Source organism: Sulfurimonas sp. NWX367, from assembly GCF_039667065.1.
Taxonomy (GTDB): domain Bacteria; phylum Campylobacterota; class Campylobacteria; order Campylobacterales; family Sulfurimonadaceae; genus Sulfurimonas; species Sulfurimonas hydrogeniphila.
Map to the genome: position 1 here is coordinate 241,889 of NZ_JALCZM010000003.1, position 22,632 is coordinate 264,520.

The 22,632-nt window shown below is 34.9% G+C and carries 25 protein-coding genes; 3 read left to right on the top strand and 22 right to left on the bottom strand.

All coding sequences use genetic code 11. The features are described 5' to 3' along the window. Positions 1 to 5: 5 nt before the first annotated feature. Both MNY28_RS09920 and MNY28_RS09925 read right to left on the bottom strand, forming a co-directional pair. On the bottom strand, positions 6 to 854 hold the full coding sequence (locus tag MNY28_RS09920) for an ATP phosphoribosyltransferase regulatory subunit (protein WP_346389735.1): 849 nt from the start codon (positions 852 to 854) through the stop codon (positions 6 to 8). Beyond that, complete coding sequence (locus MNY28_RS09925) at positions 855 to 1,982, bottom strand: aminotransferase class V-fold PLP-dependent enzyme (protein ID WP_346389736.1); 1,128 nt, start codon at positions 1,980 to 1,982, stop codon at positions 855 to 857. 87 nt (positions 1,983 to 2,069) lie between these two features. On the opposite strand from MNY28_RS09925, the gene MNY28_RS09930 reads away from it, so the two are divergent. Beyond that, on the top strand, positions 2,070 to 2,840 hold the full coding sequence (locus MNY28_RS09930) for an undecaprenyl-diphosphate phosphatase (protein WP_346389737.1): 771 nt from the start codon (positions 2,070 to 2,072) through the stop codon (positions 2,838 to 2,840). Between the two features lie 144 nt (positions 2,841 to 2,984). Here MNY28_RS09930 and rdgB read toward each other — a convergent pair whose 3' ends face one another. Beyond that, positions 2,985 to 3,575: an RdgB/HAM1 family non-canonical purine NTP pyrophosphatase gene (gene rdgB / locus MNY28_RS09935; RefSeq protein WP_346389738.1), complete on the bottom strand. Its 591-nt coding sequence runs from the start codon at positions 3,573 to 3,575 to the stop codon at positions 2,985 to 2,987. Positions 3,576 to 3,686: 111 nt separating this feature from the next. Between rdgB and MNY28_RS09940 the strand changes: the two genes are divergently transcribed. Together MNY28_RS09940 and MNY28_RS09945 are read left to right on the top strand one after the other, a co-directional pair. Beyond that, the gene (locus tag MNY28_RS09940) at positions 3,687 to 5,015 is read left to right on the top strand and encodes an MFS transporter (protein ID WP_346389739.1); all 1,329 of its coding nucleotides are present in this window, start codon (positions 3,687 to 3,689) and stop codon (positions 5,013 to 5,015) included. 65 nt (positions 5,016 to 5,080) lie between these two features. Then, on the top strand, positions 5,081 to 5,527 hold the full coding sequence (locus tag MNY28_RS09945; protein WP_346389740.1) for a hypothetical protein: 447 nt from the start codon (positions 5,081 to 5,083) through the stop codon (positions 5,525 to 5,527). Here MNY28_RS09945 and nosD read toward each other — a convergent pair. From nosD to thrS, 19 genes are all read right to left on the bottom strand, one after another. Then, on the bottom strand, positions 5,508 to 6,716 hold the full coding sequence (gene nosD, locus MNY28_RS09950; protein ID WP_346389741.1) for a nitrous oxide reductase family maturation protein NosD: 1,209 nt from the start codon (positions 6,714 to 6,716) through the stop codon (positions 5,508 to 5,510). The two genes, MNY28_RS09945 and nosD, sit on opposite strands and share 20 nt — an antisense overlap. A 22-nt stretch (positions 6,717 to 6,738) precedes the next feature. Continuing rightward, entirely contained in the window at positions 6,739 to 7,263 is a 525-nt protein-coding gene (locus MNY28_RS09955) for a PAS domain-containing protein (protein ID WP_346389742.1), read from the bottom strand. Then, the gene (locus MNY28_RS09960; protein WP_346389743.1) at positions 7,263 to 7,736 is read right to left on the bottom strand and encodes a nitrous oxide reductase accessory protein NosL; all 474 of its coding nucleotides are present in this window, start codon (positions 7,734 to 7,736) and stop codon (positions 7,263 to 7,265) included. Before MNY28_RS09960 ends, MNY28_RS09955 begins: the two co-directional genes overlap by 1 nt. Positions 7,737 to 7,744: 8 nt before the next feature. After that, complete coding sequence (locus MNY28_RS09965) at positions 7,745 to 8,572, bottom strand: ABC transporter permease subunit (RefSeq protein WP_346389744.1); 828 nt, start codon at positions 8,570 to 8,572, stop codon at positions 7,745 to 7,747. Continuing rightward, positions 8,573 to 9,211, bottom strand: coding sequence for an ABC transporter ATP-binding protein (locus tag MNY28_RS09970; RefSeq protein ID WP_346389745.1), 639 nt, complete (start codon positions 9,209 to 9,211; stop codon positions 8,573 to 8,575). It lies immediately after the preceding gene. A 2-nt stretch (positions 9,212 to 9,213) separates the two neighbouring features. Then, positions 9,214 to 10,119 carry a NapH/MauN family ferredoxin-type protein gene (locus MNY28_RS09975; protein ID WP_346389746.1) on the bottom strand — a complete coding sequence of 302 codons (906 nt, stop codon included), beginning with the start codon at positions 10,117 to 10,119 and terminating at the stop codon, positions 9,214 to 9,216. An 8-nt stretch (positions 10,120 to 10,127) separates the two neighbouring features. Next, positions 10,128 to 10,634, bottom strand: coding sequence for a c-type cytochrome (locus tag MNY28_RS09980; protein WP_346389747.1), 507 nt, complete (start codon positions 10,632 to 10,634; stop codon positions 10,128 to 10,130). Next, positions 10,635 to 11,264 carry a c-type cytochrome gene (locus MNY28_RS09985; protein ID WP_346389748.1) on the bottom strand — a complete coding sequence of 210 codons (630 nt, stop codon included), beginning with the start codon at positions 11,262 to 11,264 and terminating at the stop codon, positions 10,635 to 10,637. Continuing rightward, a complete protein-coding gene (locus MNY28_RS09990; protein WP_346389749.1) occupies positions 11,261 to 12,016 on the bottom strand; it encodes a 4Fe-4S dicluster domain-containing protein in 756 nt (251 codons plus the stop codon). The genes MNY28_RS09985 and MNY28_RS09990 overlap by 4 nt, the downstream gene beginning before the upstream one ends. A gap of 12 nt (positions 12,017 to 12,028) precedes the next feature. Then, positions 12,029 to 13,264, bottom strand: coding sequence for a nitrous oxide reductase family maturation protein NosD (locus tag MNY28_RS09995; protein ID WP_346389750.1), 1,236 nt, complete (start codon positions 13,262 to 13,264; stop codon positions 12,029 to 12,031). Positions 13,265 to 13,273: 9 nt separating this feature from the next. After that, entirely contained in the window at positions 13,274 to 14,065 is a 792-nt protein-coding gene (locus MNY28_RS10000; RefSeq protein WP_346389751.1) for a cytochrome C, read from the bottom strand. Between the two features lie 153 nt (positions 14,066 to 14,218). Further along, positions 14,219 to 16,822 (bottom strand): Sec-dependent nitrous-oxide reductase, encoded by a 2,604-nt coding sequence (nosZ, locus tag MNY28_RS10005; protein ID WP_346389752.1) that lies wholly within the window; start codon positions 16,820 to 16,822, stop codon positions 14,219 to 14,221. Positions 16,823 to 16,928: 106 nt separating this feature from the next. Further along, positions 16,929 to 17,882 (bottom strand): hypothetical protein, encoded by a 954-nt coding sequence (locus MNY28_RS10010; protein WP_346389753.1) that lies wholly within the window; start codon positions 17,880 to 17,882, stop codon positions 16,929 to 16,931. After that, entirely contained in the window at positions 17,875 to 18,483 is a 609-nt protein-coding gene (locus MNY28_RS10015; protein ID WP_346389754.1) for a Crp/Fnr family transcriptional regulator, read from the bottom strand. The genes MNY28_RS10010 and MNY28_RS10015 overlap by 8 nt, the downstream gene beginning before the upstream one ends. A 67-nt stretch (positions 18,484 to 18,550) precedes the next feature. Further along, entirely contained in the window at positions 18,551 to 19,000 is a 450-nt protein-coding gene (locus MNY28_RS10020) for a hypothetical protein (protein WP_346389755.1), read from the bottom strand. A 75-nt stretch (positions 19,001 to 19,075) separates the two neighbouring features. Next, positions 19,076 to 19,684, bottom strand: a complete 609-nt coding sequence (locus tag MNY28_RS10025; RefSeq protein WP_346389756.1) for a YeeE/YedE thiosulfate transporter family protein — start codon at positions 19,682 to 19,684, stop codon at positions 19,076 to 19,078. Next, positions 19,674 to 20,186 (bottom strand): YeeE/YedE thiosulfate transporter family protein, encoded by a 513-nt coding sequence (locus MNY28_RS10030; RefSeq protein WP_346389757.1) that lies wholly within the window; start codon positions 20,184 to 20,186, stop codon positions 19,674 to 19,676. The genes MNY28_RS10025 and MNY28_RS10030 overlap by 11 nt, the downstream gene beginning before the upstream one ends. 128 nt (positions 20,187 to 20,314) lie before the next feature. Next, positions 20,315 to 20,833, bottom strand: coding sequence for a translation initiation factor IF-3 (gene infC / locus MNY28_RS10035; protein WP_188110014.1), 519 nt, complete (start codon positions 20,831 to 20,833; stop codon positions 20,315 to 20,317). After that, positions 20,830 to 22,623: a threonine--tRNA ligase gene (thrS, locus tag MNY28_RS10040; RefSeq protein WP_230973326.1), complete on the bottom strand. Its 1,794-nt coding sequence runs from the start codon at positions 22,621 to 22,623 to the stop codon at positions 20,830 to 20,832. Before thrS ends, infC begins: the two co-directional genes overlap by 4 nt. Positions 22,624 to 22,632 lie beyond the last annotated feature (9 nt).

Consider the following 22,632-nt stretch of genomic DNA (forward strand, 5'->3'; position numbering starts at 1 on the left):
TTTTTCTATTGCTCTAATGCTTCACACAAAGTATCTGTATAAATTGCAAACCCTACAGATGTTAAATCTGAATCTTTATATCTTCCGCCCCGTGCATAGACTTCATTGCCTACTATGCATCTGAAAAACAGCTCATCATAATAAAGCATTTTTGCATAATACATTGGTGCCAAAACAGCATTTTCACAGGCAATTTCCGCGCACAGTTCTTTCATCTTCAACAGTTCTTTTTTGATTGCTTCGGGTACCTTGTGAAGCACATCATCTATCTGTTCCACATACTGCAGATAAACAAGTTCGCTCAGCCATTCGACTTTGAGATTCAAAAACTTGTCAATATTGATATGTCTGAAATCATCTATAGTCAGTTCATCAAACATTGCAACCAGCAACTCGGGTATCTTAATATTGGAAATCTGCATCAGAGGCTTTACATGTAAGTGTTCAAAAATCTCTATTGCCAGTGTTGCCACACAAGAGAGTTTTTTCTCCCCCATAAATTCCACACCGACCTGATACTGTTCGTTTGTCGGGTAGGTAAACACAGGCTGGATATAAAACCACTTTTTCTGTTTCGTATTGCTTCCGAGTCTTTTTTTTATAATGCGTACAACATCTATTGTCGAGTCTGCACGTAAAGAAAGCGCATTGTTCTTTTCATCATTTATACGAATCAGCTCTCTTTGATCTGCAATACTTTGATGCTGATGGTAGGAAAACACAGGAGTTACTATCTCTTCGTAGCCATTTGCATCAAGAATATCACTTGCAGTTTTTTCTATCTGGCGTTTTATCTTGGCGGATTTGCCAAAATAAAGCTTTGAACCATTGGGTATTTCATGTTCAAGTATCATTTATATCTCTTTTTTTTCTAATGCGGTTTTAAAATAAACCTCATTATAAACTTTTGAAGCAATGCCCGCATACTCCAAACGTCCCAAACGGTGCAAGATCAATTCTATCGCATTGACAACCCAGAGAGATTCATGCGGTGCAATCAAGCCCATCTGGTTTATACGGAATATTTTACCTTTTAAATGGTCTTGTCCGCCGGCTACATTTACCCCGTACTCCTCTTTTAAAGCGGAGCGGATTTTTGCCGCATCTTTGTCATCAATGGTTGTCATACTTTGAGCAGGCACTTTGGGGTAAGAGTGCAAACCTATCGCTTCGAGTGCCGCTCTTGTCGCTTTGGCACGTCTGGCTGTATTGCAATACAGCACACCGAAACCACCCTCTTTTTTTATTGTCTCTAAAACTTCCAAAAGACCGATAACAAGTGTCGTAGCAGCAGTATAGGCTGTCGTGTTCTGGCGCTGTTTTTTGATTTCGGACGCAAGGTTAAAATAGTATCCTTTGCCCTCGCCGATTTTATCTATCGCGGCATTGCTGAGTCCGATAATGGCAAGTCCCGGAGGCAGCATAAGTGCTTTTTGACTGCCTGCAATCAACGCATCAATATTTGTCACATCTATACGTTCAACACCGACAGCGGTAATCCCGTCCGCAATAATCATAATATCCGGATTGATTGCCTTGAGCGCCTCTGCTATCTCTTCCACGGGATGTCTCAGTCCGCCCGCACTCTCAGAAATCTGCACAGCCACAGCATCAATGTCGCTGTTGGATTTTACAACGGCAACAACATCTTCAACACTGACAGGTGTGTCCCACTCATTTTTTATCTCAATATTTTTGAGTCCGTGTGCTTTGGCAATTTTTCCAAAACGCTCGCCGAATTTTCCTGAATTGACACTTAAAAGTGTATTTTTACACAGGTTGACTACTGTTGCTTCCATAGCGCCTGTTCCGCTTGATGCAATCATAACAACTTCATCAGTAGCAAAAAGTTCAAAAAGATGTTTTCGTGTTTTTTCAAAAATAGCTTCAAATTCAGGGGTACGATGGTGCATTGTCTCATCAGCCATGGCATTTCTAACATTTTGCGGTACTGGTGTAGGACCGGGTGTAAAAAGTAACATATGTAATTTCCTGTGAGTTTTAGGTTGTTTAAAAATAAAACCTCGTATTATATCGAAATAAGTTTAAATTTTTAAAAAAGGTTTTGTATGACACTTTTCGATTCCGTTATATTGGGTATTATTGAAGGTTTTACCGAATTTCTGCCTATCTCTTCTACCGGACACCTGATTGTGGCAAGTCAATTTTTGGGCATAGACCAGACAAATGTCACAAAAGCCTATGAAGTCATTATTCAATTTGCTGCCATTTTAGCCGTTGTACTCAACTATAGAGAAAAATTTACTCTCAAGCATATTGATTTATGGACAAAAGTTTTTCTTGCTTTTTTGCCTATCGGTGCCGTCGGTTTTGTCTTCTCACATCAAATCAAAGAACTTTTTAGCATTACTATCGTTGCAATTATGTTCATTATAGGCGGATTTATCTTTTTATTGGTTGAAAAATTTTATATACCCAAAGAAAAAGAGCTCATAACAAATGTTGAAGATGTAACGCTCAAACAATCACTCTGGATAGGAATTGCTCAAATTTTTGCTCTCATTCCCGGAACTTCACGTGCGGGAGCGACTATAATCGGAGCTTTATTAGTCGGTTTAGACAGAAAAGCCAGTGCAGAGTTTAGTTTCTTACTCGCTTTTCCCGTAATGAGTGCCGTCAGTGGGTATGATTTACTCAAACATTACCATGAGTTTTCATCCGCGAATATTGAAGCTTTGGCACTCGGCTTTGTCGTTGCTTTTGTTGTTGCCTATCTGACAATCAAACTCTTTTTAAAGTTTTTGGAAAAATTTACCTTTGTCGCCTTTGGTGTTTACAGAATTCTCTTTGGTGTGATACTCTTAACACTATTTAACTAATGGAACACTCTTTGCTTTATCTTTCTTGCGAGACATTTTAATGTACAAGGAGATATCATGCAAAGAATTAGCAGATATAATAACCACTTACATTCATTACTACATAAACTAGAAAAAACATTCTACCTGGCGAGTCGTAAGTTTTTATAAACTTTTTAAGATTTTGCCCGCTAGGCGTAAAGCACGAGAACGGTGAGAAAGTTCTTTTTTCACCTCCTCATCCAATTCACCGAGTGTTTTATCGTAACCAAGAGGTATAAACATCGGGTCGTATCCAAAACCACCCTCGCCTTTTGCCTCCGTCAATGCCGTTCCATACATCCAGCCATGCACCGTTTTTTCAATCCCTTTTGTCACAATAGCAATCGCCGCCGTATAATGCGCAGGAGAACTCATCACACCTTTTGCCCCAATATCCTGCATTAATTTTTTTAAATTCTCTTTGTCATCTGCATCCTCACCGCCGTATCTGGCACTGTAAATCCCCGGTGCACCCTCAAGCACATCTACACTGATTCCGCTGTCATCAGCCATCACAACAACATTTTCATCATCCAAAGCCTTATAAACCGCTCTTGCTTTAATCAGTGCATTTTCTTTAAATGTATTGGCATCTTCTATTATTTCAAAGGCATCAATTAGTTCCGTATAGGGTATCACTTCATACTCTTTACAGAGTGCTTTTATTTCTCTGACTTTGCCTTTATTTGATGTTGCTAAAACTAATTTTTTCAATTTTTTTCCTTAAATTATCTTTTAAATTATTTTTTTTATCTTTTGCAAATCAATTATAAATAATAGTTGCTCTATAATTGCAAAATTATACAATAAAACAAAAGGATTTATATGTTCAAAAAAGTTTTACCCCTCTCAAGTATTCTTTTTCTCAGATTTTTAGGACTTTTTCTCGTTTTACCGGTTCTCTCTGTTTATGCCCTTGATTTACAAGGTGCTACACCCTTTCTCGTCGGTGTTATCGTCGGGGGTTACGCTTTAACTCAGGCTATTTTTCAAGTACCTTTTGGAAGTATGAGTGATAAGGTCGGCAGAAAGCCGACAATACTTTTCGGGCTACTTATATTTTTAATCGGTTCTCTCATTTGTGCCTATTCAACTGATATATATACATTAATGTTTGGGCGTTTTTTACAAGGTGCAGGGGCTATCGGCTCTGTTGTAACGGCAATGATTGCCGATTTGGTTGAAGAAAAACAACGCGGGCATGCTATGGCAATCATGGGTGGATTCATCGCTATGAGTTTTGCCGTTGCAATGGCTCTTGGTCCTGTTCTTGCTGCAAATTTCGGTTTAAGTGCTATATTCTTCATAACTGCAGTGTTAGCTGTTTTAGCTATCGTTGTTTTATTTGTCAAAGTACCGACACCCCCAAAAATCAAACATATTTATCACGGAAAAACAAAAACATCTGACATATTAAAAGATCCGAACCTTTTAAGTATGATTATTATCAATGCTATGCAAAAAGGTCTTATGACTGCTGCATTTGTTATCATTCCCATCTTTTTAACAAAACCGGAATATGGTTTTAACTGGGAAAAAAGTGACTTGTGGATGGTCTATGTTCCTGCTATGATTGCAGGGCTTATTGCCATGGGACCTGCTGCCGTGTTTGGAGAAAAAAGAAATATTCCCAAGCAAATATTTTTACTCTCTATCCTTTTATTTACCGCGTCTTTCATAATGATGGGAACAACAACATCAAGTGGCGTTTTTATAACAGCCGTCATCTTTTTCTTTGTTGCATTTAATATGATGGAACCGCTCGTTCAGTCAATGATTTCTAAATTTGCAAAAGTACATCAAAAAGGTGCGGCACTTGGAATTGCCAACTCTGCCGCATACTTTGCAACCTTTTTAGGCGGTACTTTTGCAGGACTTTACCTTGACATGAGTTCACGAGAAACTTTAGGTTTCACGATTGGAACAATCAGTATTTTATGGCTTATATGGACCGCTTTGAAGATGAAAAATCCACTCAGATACTCGCATCTTATTATTCCTGAGGATGAAGTTGATTTTGATAAATTACATGCTCTGGAGAGTGAACATGTCGCAGAATGGTTTATAAATGAAACAGAACATGTCGTTGTTATAAAATATGCCAGTGAAAAACTTGATGAAAATGATTTAAAAGCTCAAGTTATTAAACACTAATTGATGTATATCATCATATAAATCATCAGAATAAGTTAGAATAACTCAAAAAAAGGGATTTGCCTATGCGATTATTCTTCTTGTTCGTCACTCTCACACTCACACTCCTCACAACAACGGGGTGTGACAAAAAATCTAGCTCTCAAGTTCATGAAGTCCACTACGACAGAGATATGTGCGCACGTTGCGCTATGGTTATCAGCGACAGAAAAAATACAGTTGAAGTAATTAACCCTTCTACCGGAAAGTATTATCTTTTTGATGACATAGGCTGTATGGTACTTTGGTTTGATAATGAACAAATTCCATGGAAGGACAAAGCCGTCATCTGGGTAACAGACGCCAAAACAGGAAAATGGATAAATGCCAGAACAGCTTACTATGATACTGAAAATATTACACCCATGGCTTATGGCTTTTCTGCCCATAAATCAAAAGATGATATCACAAAAGGTCAAGAAATTATAGACTTTAACGAAGTTGTAAAACGCGTTAAAAAAGTTGGAAGATAGGTTTTTTATCTTCCATTATCAAATTAGGTTCTATAAAAGGAGCCAAATGCGATAAAAAATTAAGCATACTCATTACCGGACTGGCATAAAAAAATTTTACTTTATGATTATAGTGCCATAACTGGTCGGCATATTGATATACCTTGAAAGGTTTATCACCGATGCCATCATTATTTGTATCAAAGCCTTCATATCTGTCCCAGTAATTATACTCTACAATATTTGACACGTCAAAATTTTTTCCGGCATCTTTAACTACATCATCAATATTTGAAAATATTTTATTATTTGTAATCGTATTATCTTTGATTGAAGCATGAAAGTGGAAGGCTTCACCATTATAAGCTATTTCGTTACCAATAAAATATCGCTTCATCCCTTTTGCTTTCTCCTGTCCTTGAATATAGAGTGCTTTGGCATTATAACGGACTACATTATTTTTAAAAACAAAGTTTGCTACACTGCCTATCATCACACCAATTCCGGCAGCACCATCAGAACTCAATATTTTATTAGCGATCACCTTTGTATTTTTGGCACCCATAAACATCATTGCTACAGAATTATATTTATATAAATTTTCTATAAAACGGTTATTGTTACTTAAAGAGAGATGTGTTGCAAATCTGTTGCCTATAAATCTATTTTTTTGAAAAAGATTATGATGCGAATAATTTAAAGTCACATCACGTACATTTTTAATAGTATTTGATTCTATAATATTATAATCGGCATAATAAAGCTTTAACGCATTTGCACGTAAAGGAAGCGTATTTTTTTTTGTCGTTATATAATTATGAGAAATGATCGAATTATCAACCCTATCCATATCTATACCATATAAAACTTCTGAAATATTACAATCGCGTATTTCACAGTTTTGTACTTCACGCATAGATATTGCGGCATCAATACTCTGCATATTCATCCCGCTGTTTTGAATTTTCAAATGTTGCAATGTGACATAAGAACTTCTAATGACAATAACACTGTGTACCCCATCACCCTTAATAAGAACATTATTTCCCATTCCTACAATCGTCAGCGGCTTATTAATATAAATATTGCCTTTATATATAGCATTTTGCAGTTTTATCGTTGCATAAGGAGGTGCAGAGTTTATTGCGTTTTGTAAAGCATTTGCAAAGAGCAAAAGAGGGGAAATCAGCAACAGAAAAAAAACTAACATATTCCATTACTCCTGCAAGATTTTAATAAAATCTATGTATTTCTTCCATAATATTTGCAAATTCCATATCATCACCTTTGTCTTTCAAAAAAGACACAAGATGTTTTTCACTTGCTTCGACACCATCTTTTTTTTCTATTTCCAAAAGTTCTGCATACAAGTCTGCCATAATTTCAATTACATGTTTTGAAATTGTTTTTCGTGAAGCATGATAACCGATAATTTCACCGGTGTCTGTATTTTTACGTATTTCAAATTCAGTAAATATCCAGTAATATCGTCCATCTTTTGCCATATTTTTCACAACGGCATTGATATTTTTCCCTTGTTTTATAGTTTCCCATAAAAGCTTAAATACAACTTTTGGCATGTCTGGGTGGCGTACTATACTGTGAGGCTGCCCGATAAGCTCATCTTCACAATAGCCGCTTATTTCCATAAAATAATCATTGACATAAGTAATCTTCCCTTTTGCATCTGTTTCACTTACTATATATCTTTTTGGATCAAGTTGTATCTCTTCATCTATCGGTGTAGGCTTTTTCATTATATTGCTCCATTTAGAAATTTTATAAGTCCGTAAGTAATTTCTTTAAAACTCAAAATTCTTGCACCGTGATGTTTTTTTGAAAAATCCTCGGCAGCTTTATATGAATTAAAAGGGACTAAATCATCACCTGCAGGTGAAATTTCATTACTGCCAAAAACAAAAAAAGCCCCTTTTGCATTAATCGTTTTTGCTGTTTGAAAATCTGTAACATATAATTTTTTAAAATCTTGCTCTTTTGTAATATGATACTGACCAAACCATGAAGCTGGATGCAAATAAAATTCAAACATCCCTTTTGGTGAAGAAAAAAGTATTTTTTTCCCGTTTGCCAACTCTATTTCCGATACCCATGATGGATATTCATATAACTTTAAATGTCGTATGTAACCAACATCATCTTTATTGTATTTAATTTCATAAGACAATAACAAACTACAAAACAGCAATAATCCGACAAGTACTTTCATCATAACACCTCCTAAACCAAATCTTTTTTCTCAAATATTTTATACCCTAAAAATGCAAACACTAAACCTAAAATAAGTGGATATCCTATGGAAACAAGAACAAACATTGTTTGACTCATTGAATCAAGTATGTAAAATGCTACCGGTCCCATAACCGTAAGCTGTGGATCAAATAAAGAAATAGCTGCTACACGGAAAATTTCCATAGGATTTATCATACTGATAAAAATAATCAAACCTGAACTCATTCTCTCTTGCATCATCAACGAAATAAGTGCGATATCTATAAATGCAAGTAAAAATATCCAAATAAAAAATGAAAGCCCCAATGCTACTTCTGAAGATTTTACAAAAGAGGATATAAAAAATGCAATCCCTAAAAAAGCACTACTCATTGCAAAAAGAAGCCCTGTATAGAGAAAGAAAATATTCCAAGGTATTGCCGCTCCTTTAAAAGCACCATAAACAATAGCAATCACCATTGCAAAAAACACAGGAAGAAAAACAGTAATAAACCTGCCGATTACTTTTCCCCAATAATATTGTTTTAAAGATATAGGAAAGGAGAGCATATACTCCAACACATGGCTGTCTCTGTCTCCGGATATAGAACGCACTGTCGTAATCAGAATAAAAATCGGTAAAATAACGATAGTAATCTGAATATACATCAATAAAAGACGACTGAGCCCGCTAAAACCCATCACTTGAGACTCCGTAACACCTGCTATAAAAAAGAGTGCTATTAAGCCTCCAAAAACAAGGGAATAAACAACAAACCACTTTGCTCGGAGTGACTCTTTTAAATCTAAATATGCTATTAAATATAGATTTTTCATCTAAAACCTCTCATCTGATACTATTTTTCCCAAATCCATATAAATTTGTCTGTTAACCAAATCTTTCACCTCTTCAAGTCGGTGTGTTACAAACAATAAAACTTTGTCTTCTTCGTTTTGTTTCAACAGCCTGTAAAAATCATCTCTTGCTTTTGGGTCAAGATTTGCCGTTGGCTCATCATAAATAATAATATCACTTTTTTTAGCAAGGGAAATGGCAATAAGCAATTTTTGTTTCATCCCCCCGCTTAATTTAAAAAAGGATTTGTGAAGATTTGCACTAATATCAAGTTTCATCTCGTTTGCATAATACTTAATTAACTCTTTGTCTACCTTAGCGCTCACACCTATATATGCAATAAGTTCATCAATACTTAGCTTAATTGGGGGCGGCAACTGTGGAACAAAACTAATATGTTCTAAAACATTTAGTCTGTTTTTTATAGGGTTAAGTCCATTAATGAGCACTTCTCCGCTGTTTGGATGATAATATCCCATAATTGAGCGAATAAGTGTCGTCTTACCGGCACCGTTTGCACCCATTAAAGCGATAGATTCATTTTGTTTAAATTCACAACTCACCTTATCTAAAGAGATATTTGAACCAAATTTTTTTGTTAAATTCTTTACCTGTATCATATTTATACCAAACTTTTTAATCTGAAGTCAAAATTTAACGCATCGGCATGACATACATCTATACAACGTCCACATAAAGTACAATCTGCGCCAGTTATGTACTCATGTGTAATACCTTCTTCTTCTCTTTGTTTGTCATATTTTGCTTTTGTAATCTCTAAAACCTGATTTTCAAAACAAACATCACTACAGACCATACAATGGTCACAATTGTCATTCCACTCTATCCGCAGGGCAGATACTTTTCCAATCATCCCATATGTCGCACCGATAGGACAGATGTAAGTACACCAGGCACGACGGGCAAAGAAAACTTCAAAAGCAAATACAATCAAAACCCAAATTAAAGAGAGACTCCATCCATATGCGATTGTACGACTCAAAATTCCGACAACACTAAATGTTTCAAAAACTAAGTAACCACTCGTTCCTGCCAAAATTAAAAAAATTGCCCAAAAAAAGTATTTGATGCGATGGTCAAACTTTCTATCTTTTATAATTTTTTTAGCAACTAAAGTATTATGCCATTTTTCACCTATTTCACTGAGTATTCCATAAGGACATACCCAAGCACAGTAGCTTCTACCGCCAACGAGCAAATAAAAAATGGTAATCGTACTCACCCCAATGATAATGTTAATATGCAAATGATGTTCTGCCATCAACATTTCCAAGGTGGTAAAAGGGTCAATAAGGTGAAACCCTAAAAACCTTGAACCGTTTAGTGTTCCCTCAAGTATTTGAATATCAATAGCAAAAGAGAGAAAAAAGAGAAGATGCACAAAAATAACAACAAGCCATCTTTTTGCTCTTATACTAAGCTTCTTCTTTCCCTCTTTTGTCGTAGTGAAAAATGTTGATAAAAACGATGTTCTTTTTATAGTTTCTCTACTATTATACTTATCCATTTTATGCCTTATTTAGAATTTTTAAGTGCCTCAGCGCGTTTTGGAAATTCTCCTATTTCATTTGCCAATCTTCGTAAATCGTCTTGTGACAAATGAAGTAATAAGCCTCTCATAATCATATTTTCTTTTCTGCCGGCTTTAAAATCATCAAGTTTTTTATAAAGTTCCTCAGCACTTTGTCCAAATAGTTTTGGACCCATAAGCTTTTTACCGTACTGCATACCACTCCCATCAACTCCATGACAAGATGCACATTTACTTTTGTACTCATCACTTACTTTAAAACTACCGATATTTCCTGCTTTATCTCGCAAGGCAGTCAATGCTTCATTTTCTTTTTCTCTATCACTTTTTTCTATCGGTTTATTATCAATTTTCGCCGTTGCTACTCTATTGCCTATATCTTCAGTGATTCTGCCGGCTTCTCCGCCATTATAAGCACCTCCGTTTAAATATACCCATACCATTAATCCAGCTATCAAGAGTGTAGAAATCCCTGCTATTATATTTTTCATTTATTTATTCCTTATCTTTTGAATTTGAACATTAAAGTTATATATATCTTCTGCTATTGCACGTATCTCTGCATCACTCATATTATGAATCAAATCATTCATAAATACATTTTTTTTCTTTCCTGTTTTAAACGCTATAATCTTGTCATAAATATAATCAGCATTACGCCCAAGAAGCGATGGTCCAAGAACACCATTTGCATAATCATCATGGCAAGCAGAGCATTTAAGCCGAAATGTAGGGCTAAGTTGTTTGGCAATGAGTGAAATTTGAACTCTTTCATAAGGGCTTCGTATATGCATCTGAGCGTCAAGTACCGTTCTCGGTCTTACTCGAACCGAGGCATCTTTATTTGCAGGCTGAGCATTTTGGTCATATTCACTTTTTTCTCCATAATCATAATAAAAAGAATTCTTATTACCGGATTTTCCTTTTGCAATCTCATCTTCACTTGATTTTACTTTAATAGCATACTCATTTTTATTTGCCACTACCTCAATTTTAGGACTCCCGGCAGAAACGGTATTTGCCTGAACTTCATTCTTTTGTTCAGAATCCTTCTTATCTCCACAGGCAGTAAAATTAATCATTATGAAAAAAATTGATGCTAATAATATATGCTTATTCATGATATTCCTTTACTTTTATTTCCATAATACTCATCATAAGTCATTCTGGGTTTCACTATGATTGACGGTTGAGACGTTGGGCAAACATCTTGACATGCACCACAGCCTATACACCCATCATAAATCTCAGGTCTTTGTCCACCTTTGGCATCTGGAACCATAGCAATTGCACTTAAAGGATTAGGTATCGGGCACATATCTGCACACAAATTACATGCTTGACCTTCTCTACCCATAAACTTTTTAAGTAACTCCACTTCTTCTGGTGTTTCATTCCTCACACTCTTTGTAAAAGCCAGCATTTTATTATCATAGCCTTCTGGAATTGGCGTATTGCTAATGCCTAAACAAGTATCGGGAAACTCTAAAACAGCAATTCCCATTCGGATATCTTCTGCTTTTTCTGTTTTATGATCCAGGGCACCGCTTGGACATGCTAAAACACACGGTACTGCATTACAAGCATAACATGCTCTGATATTTGCATCAATATAGGGTGTACCTTCCCCTGCACCGTGATTAATATCATGAAGTTTTATAGAATGATAAGGACATACCTGAAGACACTGTCCGCACTTAATACATAATGCTAAAAAATCTTTTTCGGGAACAGCTCCCGGTGGTCTTAGCTTATTTTCTTTTCCTTGGAGATAAGGGCTAAAAACAATACCACCTCCCATAACAAGACCCAATAAACCTAATGTAGAATATTTAACAAAATCTCTTCTGTCTGTTTGTACTTTTTTTGCCATAATTATCCTTTATTAAATTGCTTTTTTCATTTTTGGTTTTTTATCTTCCATTAAAAACAGCGGTTTTGAAAATGGAGCAAGTTTTGCTAAAAAGTTTAATAATGAAATTACCGGTGAACCATAGAAAAACTTCACATTACTGTTATAAATCCAAAGTTGATCGGCATATCTGTAAACCTTATGCGGTGTATCTCCTATCCCGTCACCATTATTATCAAATCCTACATAGTTATCCCAATAATTACCCTCAATTTCATTTTCTTCTATTCTGTCTCTTTTACTGTCATTCACAATATCTTCAATATTTCCCATTATAATGTTATCTTTTATAATATTGTTCACACTTAAAGAGTGAAAATGCATGGCCTCTGCATTGTATAAAATTTTATTTCCCTCTATAATGTTATGTGTCCCGGGCTCAAAAGGTGACCTGTCTATATAAAAACCTTGTGCACAATAAATGACAGTATTGTCTTTTAAAATAAAATTAGAAGCGTCTTTGAGCCCTATACCCATACCTGTAGCACCCAAAGAACTTTTTACGATATTCCCTGTCGCAATTGAGTCTTGTGAATACATAAAAAATATACCTACAGAATTATTCTCGTATACATTATCTTTAATAAAATTTTTACCTGCATACATAAAGTGTAAGGAATATCTATTATATTTTCCAAAATTTTTCTCTATAGTATTCCCGTGAGAATACCAAACAACCATATCTCTTGATTTAATAAGAGAATTCTTTTTTATTAAATTATTATTAGAATACCAAAGTCGTAAACCATCCCCCCGTAAACCAAGAGGAAGTTTTTTAGAACTAATTTGATTATAACTAATAATCGAGTTATCAACCATCTGCAAATCTATACCAAAAAGACAGTTTTTAATAATACAGTTACTCACTTCACACTGCTTTATCTTTCCCATCTTTCCTCTTTTAATCATTGAAATAGCACCGTCTAAATTTTCATGTCTACTGCCGCTATTTATTATAGTAAGATTTTTTAATGTTACATAAGAACTCTCAACTTTAATCACGATACCTTTGTTTTGACCATCAATAATAACACCTTTTTCTTGCCCTATTATTGATAATGGTTTATTGATTATAATATTGCCTTTATATATTCCGGCATGCAGTTTCAAAATTGAACCTGCAGGTGCATTGTCTATTGCATCTTGCAAAGTATTTGCGCTTAATGAAATAATGATAGTCGTAATACCAAGCAATAAATTTCGTATCATTAAAAACCCTTATTTTCCTTCGTCTTGTATTTCTTTCAATGCTTTTTGTTTTGCAAAAAATGCAAGTAAGGAGAAAAAACTTACAAGCAGCAACATATAAAAACCTATAGTAGGATATGAATGCGTCGTAAATTGAGCAATTTTTCCATCACCAAAAACTGTCGGCATAAAAGGTTTGATTTTAAAAGCGCCCCAATCATGTAAATTGTGTCCAAACCAATACAACCAATAAGAATAATCAGCAATAAAAATAAGTGGTAAAAAAATCGGAACAAGCATAATATAGCTAACAATCTTTTTATCATAGATTATAAATAAAATTATTCCTAACGACAGTATTAATAAGGCATACGGACCGATAGCGCGTTCAAAATGTCCACCTCTCCACATTGGATCCATACCTACATAGTGGTTAATCGTATCCATTTCATGGACCTCTCCGCTATAACCATCAAAATGAAAATATACAGGTATTCCTTCTGGAAATGCTTTCTTGGGATAATTTGGCGCTTCTAATGATACCGCCCAAATTGGTAATGATGCCGGTCCAATTTCCGATTCGCTTTCAATCATTTTATCAAGATTATTATGGGCACTTTTTGGGGTAGCCACACTTTTATATTTTCCTTTATTGTAAAGGTTCCAAACTTCTTTAGATAAAGGAGAAATTTCATCAATTTTGCCAGCCTCTATTTTGTTGAGTGTTCCATGAAAGGCTATCATTGGAAGAGTAAAAGAAAAAGTTAAAATCAATAAAGCTATAAATGCAAATATTTTAGCTTTTATTAAACTTGGGTGCATAATAATTCCTTGTTTATAAATTAAAGTTTATTATTATATCCACAAATAAAGTTTATTAATTTGACTTAAGTCAAGTAAAAAAAGGGAGAAAGAGGAAAGAGATCTGGATTCTAAAATCCAGACCTCTTTTTGAAGTAATTTAATATCTATTTTTTAAAATAGATTCGCATTTTCGTCTACCCATTTAAAGTATTCAATAATGTTATTAACTTCTTCTTTTGTCATATGCTGATTAGGCATTCTCAAGTTAAAGTAGTTAATCATACCTTCTACATATGGATCTTTATATTTATGAGACGGATTTAAAATAAAATCTCTTACCCATTGCTCTGCATTTTCATGTCTTTGAAGAACACCTGTTAAATCTGGTCCTGATGAAACTTTACCAATAACATGACATCCTCCACATCCACCTTCACCGAATGCTCTCTCACCGGCTGCTGCTGCAGGAGACTGTTTTGTTGCAACTTTTTTCACAAGTAAATTTTTCGCTCTAATTCCAACATCTGCAGTTTTAACCATATATTGCCAAATCATGTTTTCAAAAAGAACAGCTTTTTCCAAATCACCGGCTTTTACAGCTTTGTCAGAAAGTTTTTTCTGTGCTGGAATTTTTCCATACTGATCAAGCGCATCTTCAACAAGTGCTTTTACCGTAGGATATTTTTCGTAATGATTTGCTTTTAAGAATTTAACAACTGATTGAATAACTGCATCTGTCGCAGCATTTACGGCAACAGTTTTGTCATATTCAGCTTTTAATTCCGCTTTAGACATTGTTTTCATTTTAAGTTTTTGTGCACTCACATATTTTTTGTTAGGATCTTTAACCATTAAATAACCCATCATTTCTAAGTGAAGTGCCGAACAGAACTCTGTACAGTAATAAGGAAATACACCTTCTAAATCAGCTTTAAATTTAACAGATGCAGTTTTACCCGGCTCTAATGAAGCATGTACATCATAGTTGTCTACAGTAAATCCATGAGTTTCATCTTCTGCACGCTCTAGATTTGTTAAATAGAATGTTACAGTATCCCCTTTATTCACAGTAACTCTTTCAGGATTAATGTGAGATCTTACCAATGTTGCATATACCGTTACATTATGACCTTTTCTTACTACTCTTTCTTGTCCTGCTAAAGTTTTCCCTTTAGAGATTTTACCGGTTCGTGAGTTTGTACCCATTTTATAACGTACTTCAGGGTGTAGTTTACTCATACGAATAGCAACCGCTTGGTGAGGTTCACCTAAAGGAATCGGCATATCATACAATAAATCCATTTTTTTACCACTAATATCAATCAACTGGTGATTTTGTGGATGTAAAGGACCAACCGGATCAAATCTGTCAATAGCAAGTTTATTCAAAGAGATAATATATTTTCCTTGAGGGTCGGCAGATTTTCCTTCCATACCACATAAGTGACCTACATTATAGTGAACATTTACTTTATCTAACACTTTCAAATGTTTATAATCCCATTTTACGATTTGTGAATCAACATATAATGAAGTGTAAATCTCACCATCTTTCCAGTTTTTGCCATACTGATTGTGCAGTGGTCCAAGACCTAGTTCAACTTGACCATGTAAAGAATCTTTCATGCTTAAGATAGGAATCCCGTAAGGATCTTTACCTGCATATTTATGATCTTTAATCAACTTTTGAATCTTACTCCATTTATACACGGAAGCATGCGTATCAAGTTTCCCACAAACAACAATATACTCACCATCAGGAGAAACATCAACACCATGCGGTGATTTCGGCTCCGGAATCAAAAAAAGTGCATTATTGGCAACAGCAACACTCATCGGAATAACACGAATACCATTGATTACTTTGTAATTTTTCTTATTTTTTACAAGTTGTTCTAATTTTTTCCAGTTATATACATGTAAGAAGTCAGTGTCATTTCTTGAACAACCTGCTTCAAATGGAGGCATACCGACTTCTATACCACCTGTATACATTTCAGAGTTAAATGAGTTTGTAAATCCCCAACCATAAGAAGCACCTTTGCCGGCATCACTTAAATCTTGCATATATGGAGGTAATTCTAAAACAAATGATTTTTTCTCATTGATACGACCGATTTTATCATTGAATTTCCAAAAAGTAATACCTCCACGGTATGTCTCTTTATACTCTTCAATCGGGTGATAGTTATTATCAAATGGAGCTGCATATTGTGAAGCTTCCAAGATATACTCAGAATTTGGCGTAAAGAAAGCTCCACCATGATCTGATTTAAAAACAGGATTCACAACAATTTGCTTTGTTTCAAAATCATTTAAATCAAGAATAGCAATACGTGGATTAGCCTTGTCATTAATCGCTAACCATTTTCCGTCATATACACCATTTGTCTCTGAGAGTCCCGGGTGGTGCGTATCTCCCCAGTTAATTTCGCGACCGCGAATATTTCCCTGACGTAAAACCTTTTTACTCTCTTCATCATAACCATACCCCTGCCATGGTTCCGGAGTAAAAACACCGATATATTTTAATATTTTCATACTTGGAACACCATAGACCATCATTTGTCCAGACTGTCCACCGGAACTAAATATCATAAATTCATCTCTACCGCCACTTGGTGTATAAGTTTTTGCAGCATGAATAATATCGTTTTCCGTTAGTCCCCTTGCTTTCATCACTTTTTGTAGTTCTCCACCGCTTGCAGACGCCATTGTCGCAGCTAATGAAGTACCTAAAAGAAGTGAAGTCAGCTTACTAATATGTGTAGCCATTTTATTCTCCTTCATTTTCATTTTGGGCATAATCCCAAATGATAGAAGAATAATAATATATATTGAAGACGAATAATTTGACCCAAGTCAAATTATTTAATTAATTTTATTTTTTAAAGTTTAATACATTAATTTTAAGAGATTGGAGTTTTTGAAGTGATGAGCTCAGTTCTTCTAAAGCTTCTATGAGAATATCTTCTTTTTTTACTAACTCTTTATCAAGTTTGTTTTCTTCATCCATTGTTTCCATAAGTTCAAGTAAATCTTCAATATTTTTCTCTATATACTCTAAAGAGTTTGAAGCATTTACTATAGACTCACTCGAATAGTCAATAGATTTATCTATTTTTTGAACAAGAAAATTAAAATCATCTACTGCCTGTGTAACATCAACTATATTTGTATTTTCATGCATTGGTTTAATACCTATTACCGTTGATTTTTGTACTATTTTTTTAGAAGTATTTAAAAATTTTTGAATAAATCCAATTAAATATTTTAATTGAGTAAAAAAATAAATAAGCAAGAGTAATAAAATAATGAAAAGAGCAATTTGTATAGTTTTATTTTTACTTTTTACTGCATCAAAATATTTTTTATGCATAGTAATAAGCTTATCAAACTCTACAACAAGCTTTAAATTTGTATCATATATATCTCTTACGAGTTTTTCTATAACCAAGTTTGTATAGCCGTTTCGAACTCTATATGCATCTCTGAATTTTTGCACAAGTAAATAGAAATCATTCCATAAATAAATTATTTTCTCTGACTCTTTTTTTATATCTTGAGAAAATATTCCATCCAAAATTTCATCTTTATTGTTCATATTATGCACAAAAGATTTTACAGACTCATCAAGCTGTTTTATGGAAACATCTTTATTTTTATAAATAAAAAATATATTTTTAGCAATTTCCTGGGTAAAAGCTTTCTGTTCGTTAATCGTTTTTAAAAGTTTTAAATTTGCTTCATTTTGAGTAGAAATATGTTTAGAATACAAGGCTAAGATTAATGATAATATGAAAATCAATGCACCTAAAAATTTTATTTTAGTCATTTGTTTTATCCTTGTAAATTTCTTGTAAAGCCATTGCATCAACTACGTCGACTTTTCCGTGTATTATATCAATAATATTATTTCGTTTTAATCTACTGAGAACACGAGAAAGCGTTGCCGGCTGAATATGAAGCATTAAAGAGATATCGTGACGTTTTAGTTTGTTAAACATTTTCAAATCATCATGCAACATCATGCTGACTTTTGAAACTGCATCAAATATAAACTCTCTATTGACTAAAGATTGTAATTGCAGTGACCTTTTTATGATTTCTTTCATGAAATCTTTGCACAATATATCATTATCCAGAAAATATTCTTTGAATTTTTTATAGTTTATACTCAGAACATGCGAGTCATCTATAAGTTGTATATTTGAAAAAGAACTCAATTTCTCAGAATCAATTTCTAAAACTTCCGAAATCATAGAATCGGCATATATATAATAGAGAAAAGTTTCATTGTCATGTTTGTCTATTTTATAAGCTTTTGCCAAGCCGTCTATCAAAAAAAGCAATTCACTGCTATTGCCATTTTCATAATGAAGAACATAATCTTTTTGATAACGATGCAATAAAGATATAGATACTAATTTTTCCAATTCCTCCTCATTTAAAGAGGAAAAAAAAGTTTGAGACTTTATTATATCTTTTAAAGACATAACGAGCCTATTGACTTACTAAATTAGCACATTTGTCTTTTGTAATTTTAAATTTAAATAATATTTTTTTTGTTTTAGCACTGATATATACATATGTTGTATCAATACCGGCAAGTAAAAATCTTTTTGAAGATTTACAAACACCTTGTGTTATAGCTTTTTGCATTCTACTGTGGTCTTCTTTTTGTACACTTTCATCACTTTTTGTACCGGTATTGATTTCAAAAGTATATATTAAAGTAGTTCCATCATTTTCTATATTTATGATACTGGTGTATTTATCAACTTTTTGAGGCAGTGTTTTTGACATCTCCTGTGCTGCAAGAGTGGCAATTCGAATATTTTGTTTTTTTAATTCTTTTTGAGGAAACTCCTGCGTACGTATTTGTGGAGTTTGCGCAAATACGAATTGAGATAAAATTCCCAGCACTCCAAGCAGTTTTAGTATATATTTCATTAATATTCTCTCTTTTTTTTAGAAAACATTATACACAACAATACTTTTTTAAAACATGATATTTGTCAATTCGTCCTATTTCTCTTCAAGTTGACTTAAATCTATTTCATCAAATTCTTGACGAAGTGGAATAATAATACTTACTGCAATTAAAATAATTCCAAAAATAAGCACAACTAAATTTTCATGCCCGTGAAAATAAGAAACTAATGTTGTTTTACCTAAGCTCTCCCCCATGATTTTTTTGAAAAAATCATAATAAAGTGTAAAAACAAGACCACCGAATATACCACCGATAGCGCCAACAAGAACATCTATACGTCCCTCAGCAATAGAAACAGGACCTGTTCCCGGGCATTTCCCAAGTATTGCCATAGAAATACCAAAAATTGCACCACCTATAATTAGTCCGCCTAAGATGATCGGCTTTGGATGGTACGATGCATATCCCGCTTCCACCATAAAATAGAGTCCTATAGAGGCTAAACCTATTGCCAAAAAGAGCATTTTAGGCACCACTGTATCTCTGAGCATTGCAAAACCGGCAATTTTTTCAAACTTGTCCACCCTGCTGTACTGAATCAGTACACCAAACACAAGCCCTATCATAAAAACGACAAATACCGAACCGTGGGATTCATTGGAGACAGTCGTAAACATGTTTAAGATTCTATCAAACATCATTTGCCTCACTTTTATAAAATACTTTTCCTGTAATAATCAGACTTAAAAGAACTACTCCGCCAAAAATCATACTGCTTATAGCCGTCTGTGCCATCCCGCTTAAAAAATGCCCGCTTGTACATCCGCCTGCCAGGCGCGCACCTATTATAAGAAAAAAACCGCTGACAAAACTCCAAACAAGCCGTGATATGACTGAAGAGTTTTTATATTTTTTCCAGCCTGTGGGCATAATACTCAAACGAAAAGTTTTTGTGACAAAGACAGAGGTCAAAAAACCGCCTGTCAGAGCACCCAAAAGCATTACCCCTTCCCAGGCACCGGCAAAATGTACCTCTTTGAGATAAGGGTATTTTTCGGGACTTAAATCAAAAAGTATCCCTGCGAAATAAGGCACATAGGTTGATGCTCCAAAAGGCCTGTTTGCTCCAAATACTGAAAATGTAAACAGTACCAATAACGCCATTAAGATTCCGGCTAACCACCACGGCATACGTCTAATCATAATAATCCTTATATAATAAATTACATGTAATTATAATACTATTTTTGTTAATTGATTGTTATCTTACTGATAAGAGAAGAAAATAATAAAGCCTTTAGGCTTTATTATAGAAGAAAATTGAAAAAAAGTTACTTCTTCGGAACGACATACATATTGTAATAACGTCCTTCAAATTTTGGCGGTTTTTCCATTACGGCGATGTCTTCAACCATAGGCCATACCTGCATAAGTACCTCTTTTGCAGCTTCAGGATGTGCCATTTCACGACCACGCAAAAAGACTCTGAATTTTACATGATAGCCTTTTTCAAGGAACTCTCTTGCATGCTTGACCTTGTAGGCAATGTCATTTTCTGCAATTTTCACCGAAAGTTTAATCTCTTTGACAACAATTTTTACCTGATTTTTTCGCTGCTCTTTAAGCTTTTTCTCTTCTTGGTATCTAAACTTGCCATAATCCATAATTTTCGCAACAGGCGGCTTGGCATTTGGAGCAATCAGCACAAGGTCTAAGCCCAATTCATTTGCTTTCGTCATAGCTTCATCAGTAGAGATGACGCCTAAAGACTCACCTCCATCTACATTACATCTCACCTCTGGAACACGGATGTCATCATTCATGATGACGCGGTCTTTGTTTTTACTCAAAAATTTACCTCATTTATTTTAGTTTGTATAAGTTTCAAGAATTCCTCTTCACTTAAGTTGTACTGCTCTCTAGTTCGTCTGTCGCGAATGGCTACAGTTTTGTTTTTAATCTCTTCATCCCCGATGACAACTATCATAGGAACGCGAGTTTTTTCTGCAGTTCTGATTCTTTTGTTTAAAGAATCATTTTTCGCATAGATTTCACTATCGGCATTAATATCGATAAGTTTATCTGATAAAAGCTTAGCATATTCTTTATGTGTTTCTGCAACAGGAACAATTGCTACCTGTGTAGGGGCGATAAACATCGGAAATTCTCCGGCATAATGCTCTGTCAAAATCCCTATAAAGCGTTCAAATGAGCCTAAAATGGCACGGTGAATCATTACCGGCTGAATTTTATCATTCTCTTCGCCGTTATATTCAAGTTTAAACCGCTCAGGAAGATTAAAATCAAGCTGAATTGTTCCACACTGCCACTCACGTCCGATGGCATCGGTGATTTTGATGTCAATTTTAGGACCGTAAAATGCTCCGCCGCCTTCGTCTATTTCATAAGCCAGTTCGTTTTTATCCATTGCATTTTTTAGTGCCTGTGTAGAAATTTCCCACACTTCATCACTCCCGACCGCTTTTTCAGGTTTTGTAGAAATCATCATTTTATAGTCAAATTCAAAAGTAGACATAATTTTATCCACAAAATCAACTACTTCAATGATTTGTTCTTCAATCTGATCTGCACGACAGAAAATGTGCGCATCATCCTGTGTAAATTCACGTACACGGAAAAGCCCGTGCAAAGCCCCGCTTGCCTCATGACGATGCACAACGCCGTATTCAAAGTATTTAATCGGCAAATCACGGTAAGAGTGCAGTTCATCTTCATATACTTTGATATGCCCGACACAGTTCATCGGTTTTACCCCAAATTCAAGCTCATCTATATGGGTAAAGTACATGTTTTCACCGTAGTTTTGATAATGCCCTGATGTTTTCCATAAATCAGAACGGAGCATTTCAGGACCGCGTACAGGCTCGTATCCGCGTTTTCTGTGCGCTTTAAAAAGTAAAGACTCCAGTCTTGCGCGCAGGCGTCCACCGGCAGGCAGCCAGATAGGAAAACCGGCACCGACTTCTTCACGAAAGGTAAACAGTTTCATCTCGTTGCCGAGCTTGCGGTGGTCCCGTTTTTCAGCTTCGGCCAGCATTGTCATATGCTCTTTAAGCGCTTCTTTTGTTGCAAATGCTATACCGTATATACGTGTAAGCATTTCGTTTTTGGAATCTCCGCCAAGATAGGCACCGGAGATTTTTGTCAGTTTAAAGTATCGGATAAGACCGATATTTGGCAGGTGCGGTCCGCGGCAAAGGTCTTCAAACTCACCCTGCTTGTAAATACTGACTGTATCACTCGGAATTCTTTTCATGACTTCAAGCTTTAAATGGTCGTTTTTAAACTTCTCTATCGCTTCTTCTTTTGTAATTTCATACTTTTCTATCGGGTACTTTTTCTTTGCAAAAGAGAGCATCTGCTTCTCGATTTTCTTTAAATCAGCCTCGCCGATTTCAGCAGAAGTTTTAAAGTCATAATAAAAGCCCTCTTTGACAACCGGTCCCACATAAAATTCAGCATCAGGATAAAGTGACTTAATAGCCTGAGCCATAAGGTGTGCCGTTGAGTGACGCAGAACTTCCAAAGACTCAGGAGAGTTGTCAAGGTGAATCTGCTCACCCTCAAAGCCCAGCTCTTTTGCTGTCTGTGTATCTATAATTTCACCGTCTCTTTTTATAGCAATTTC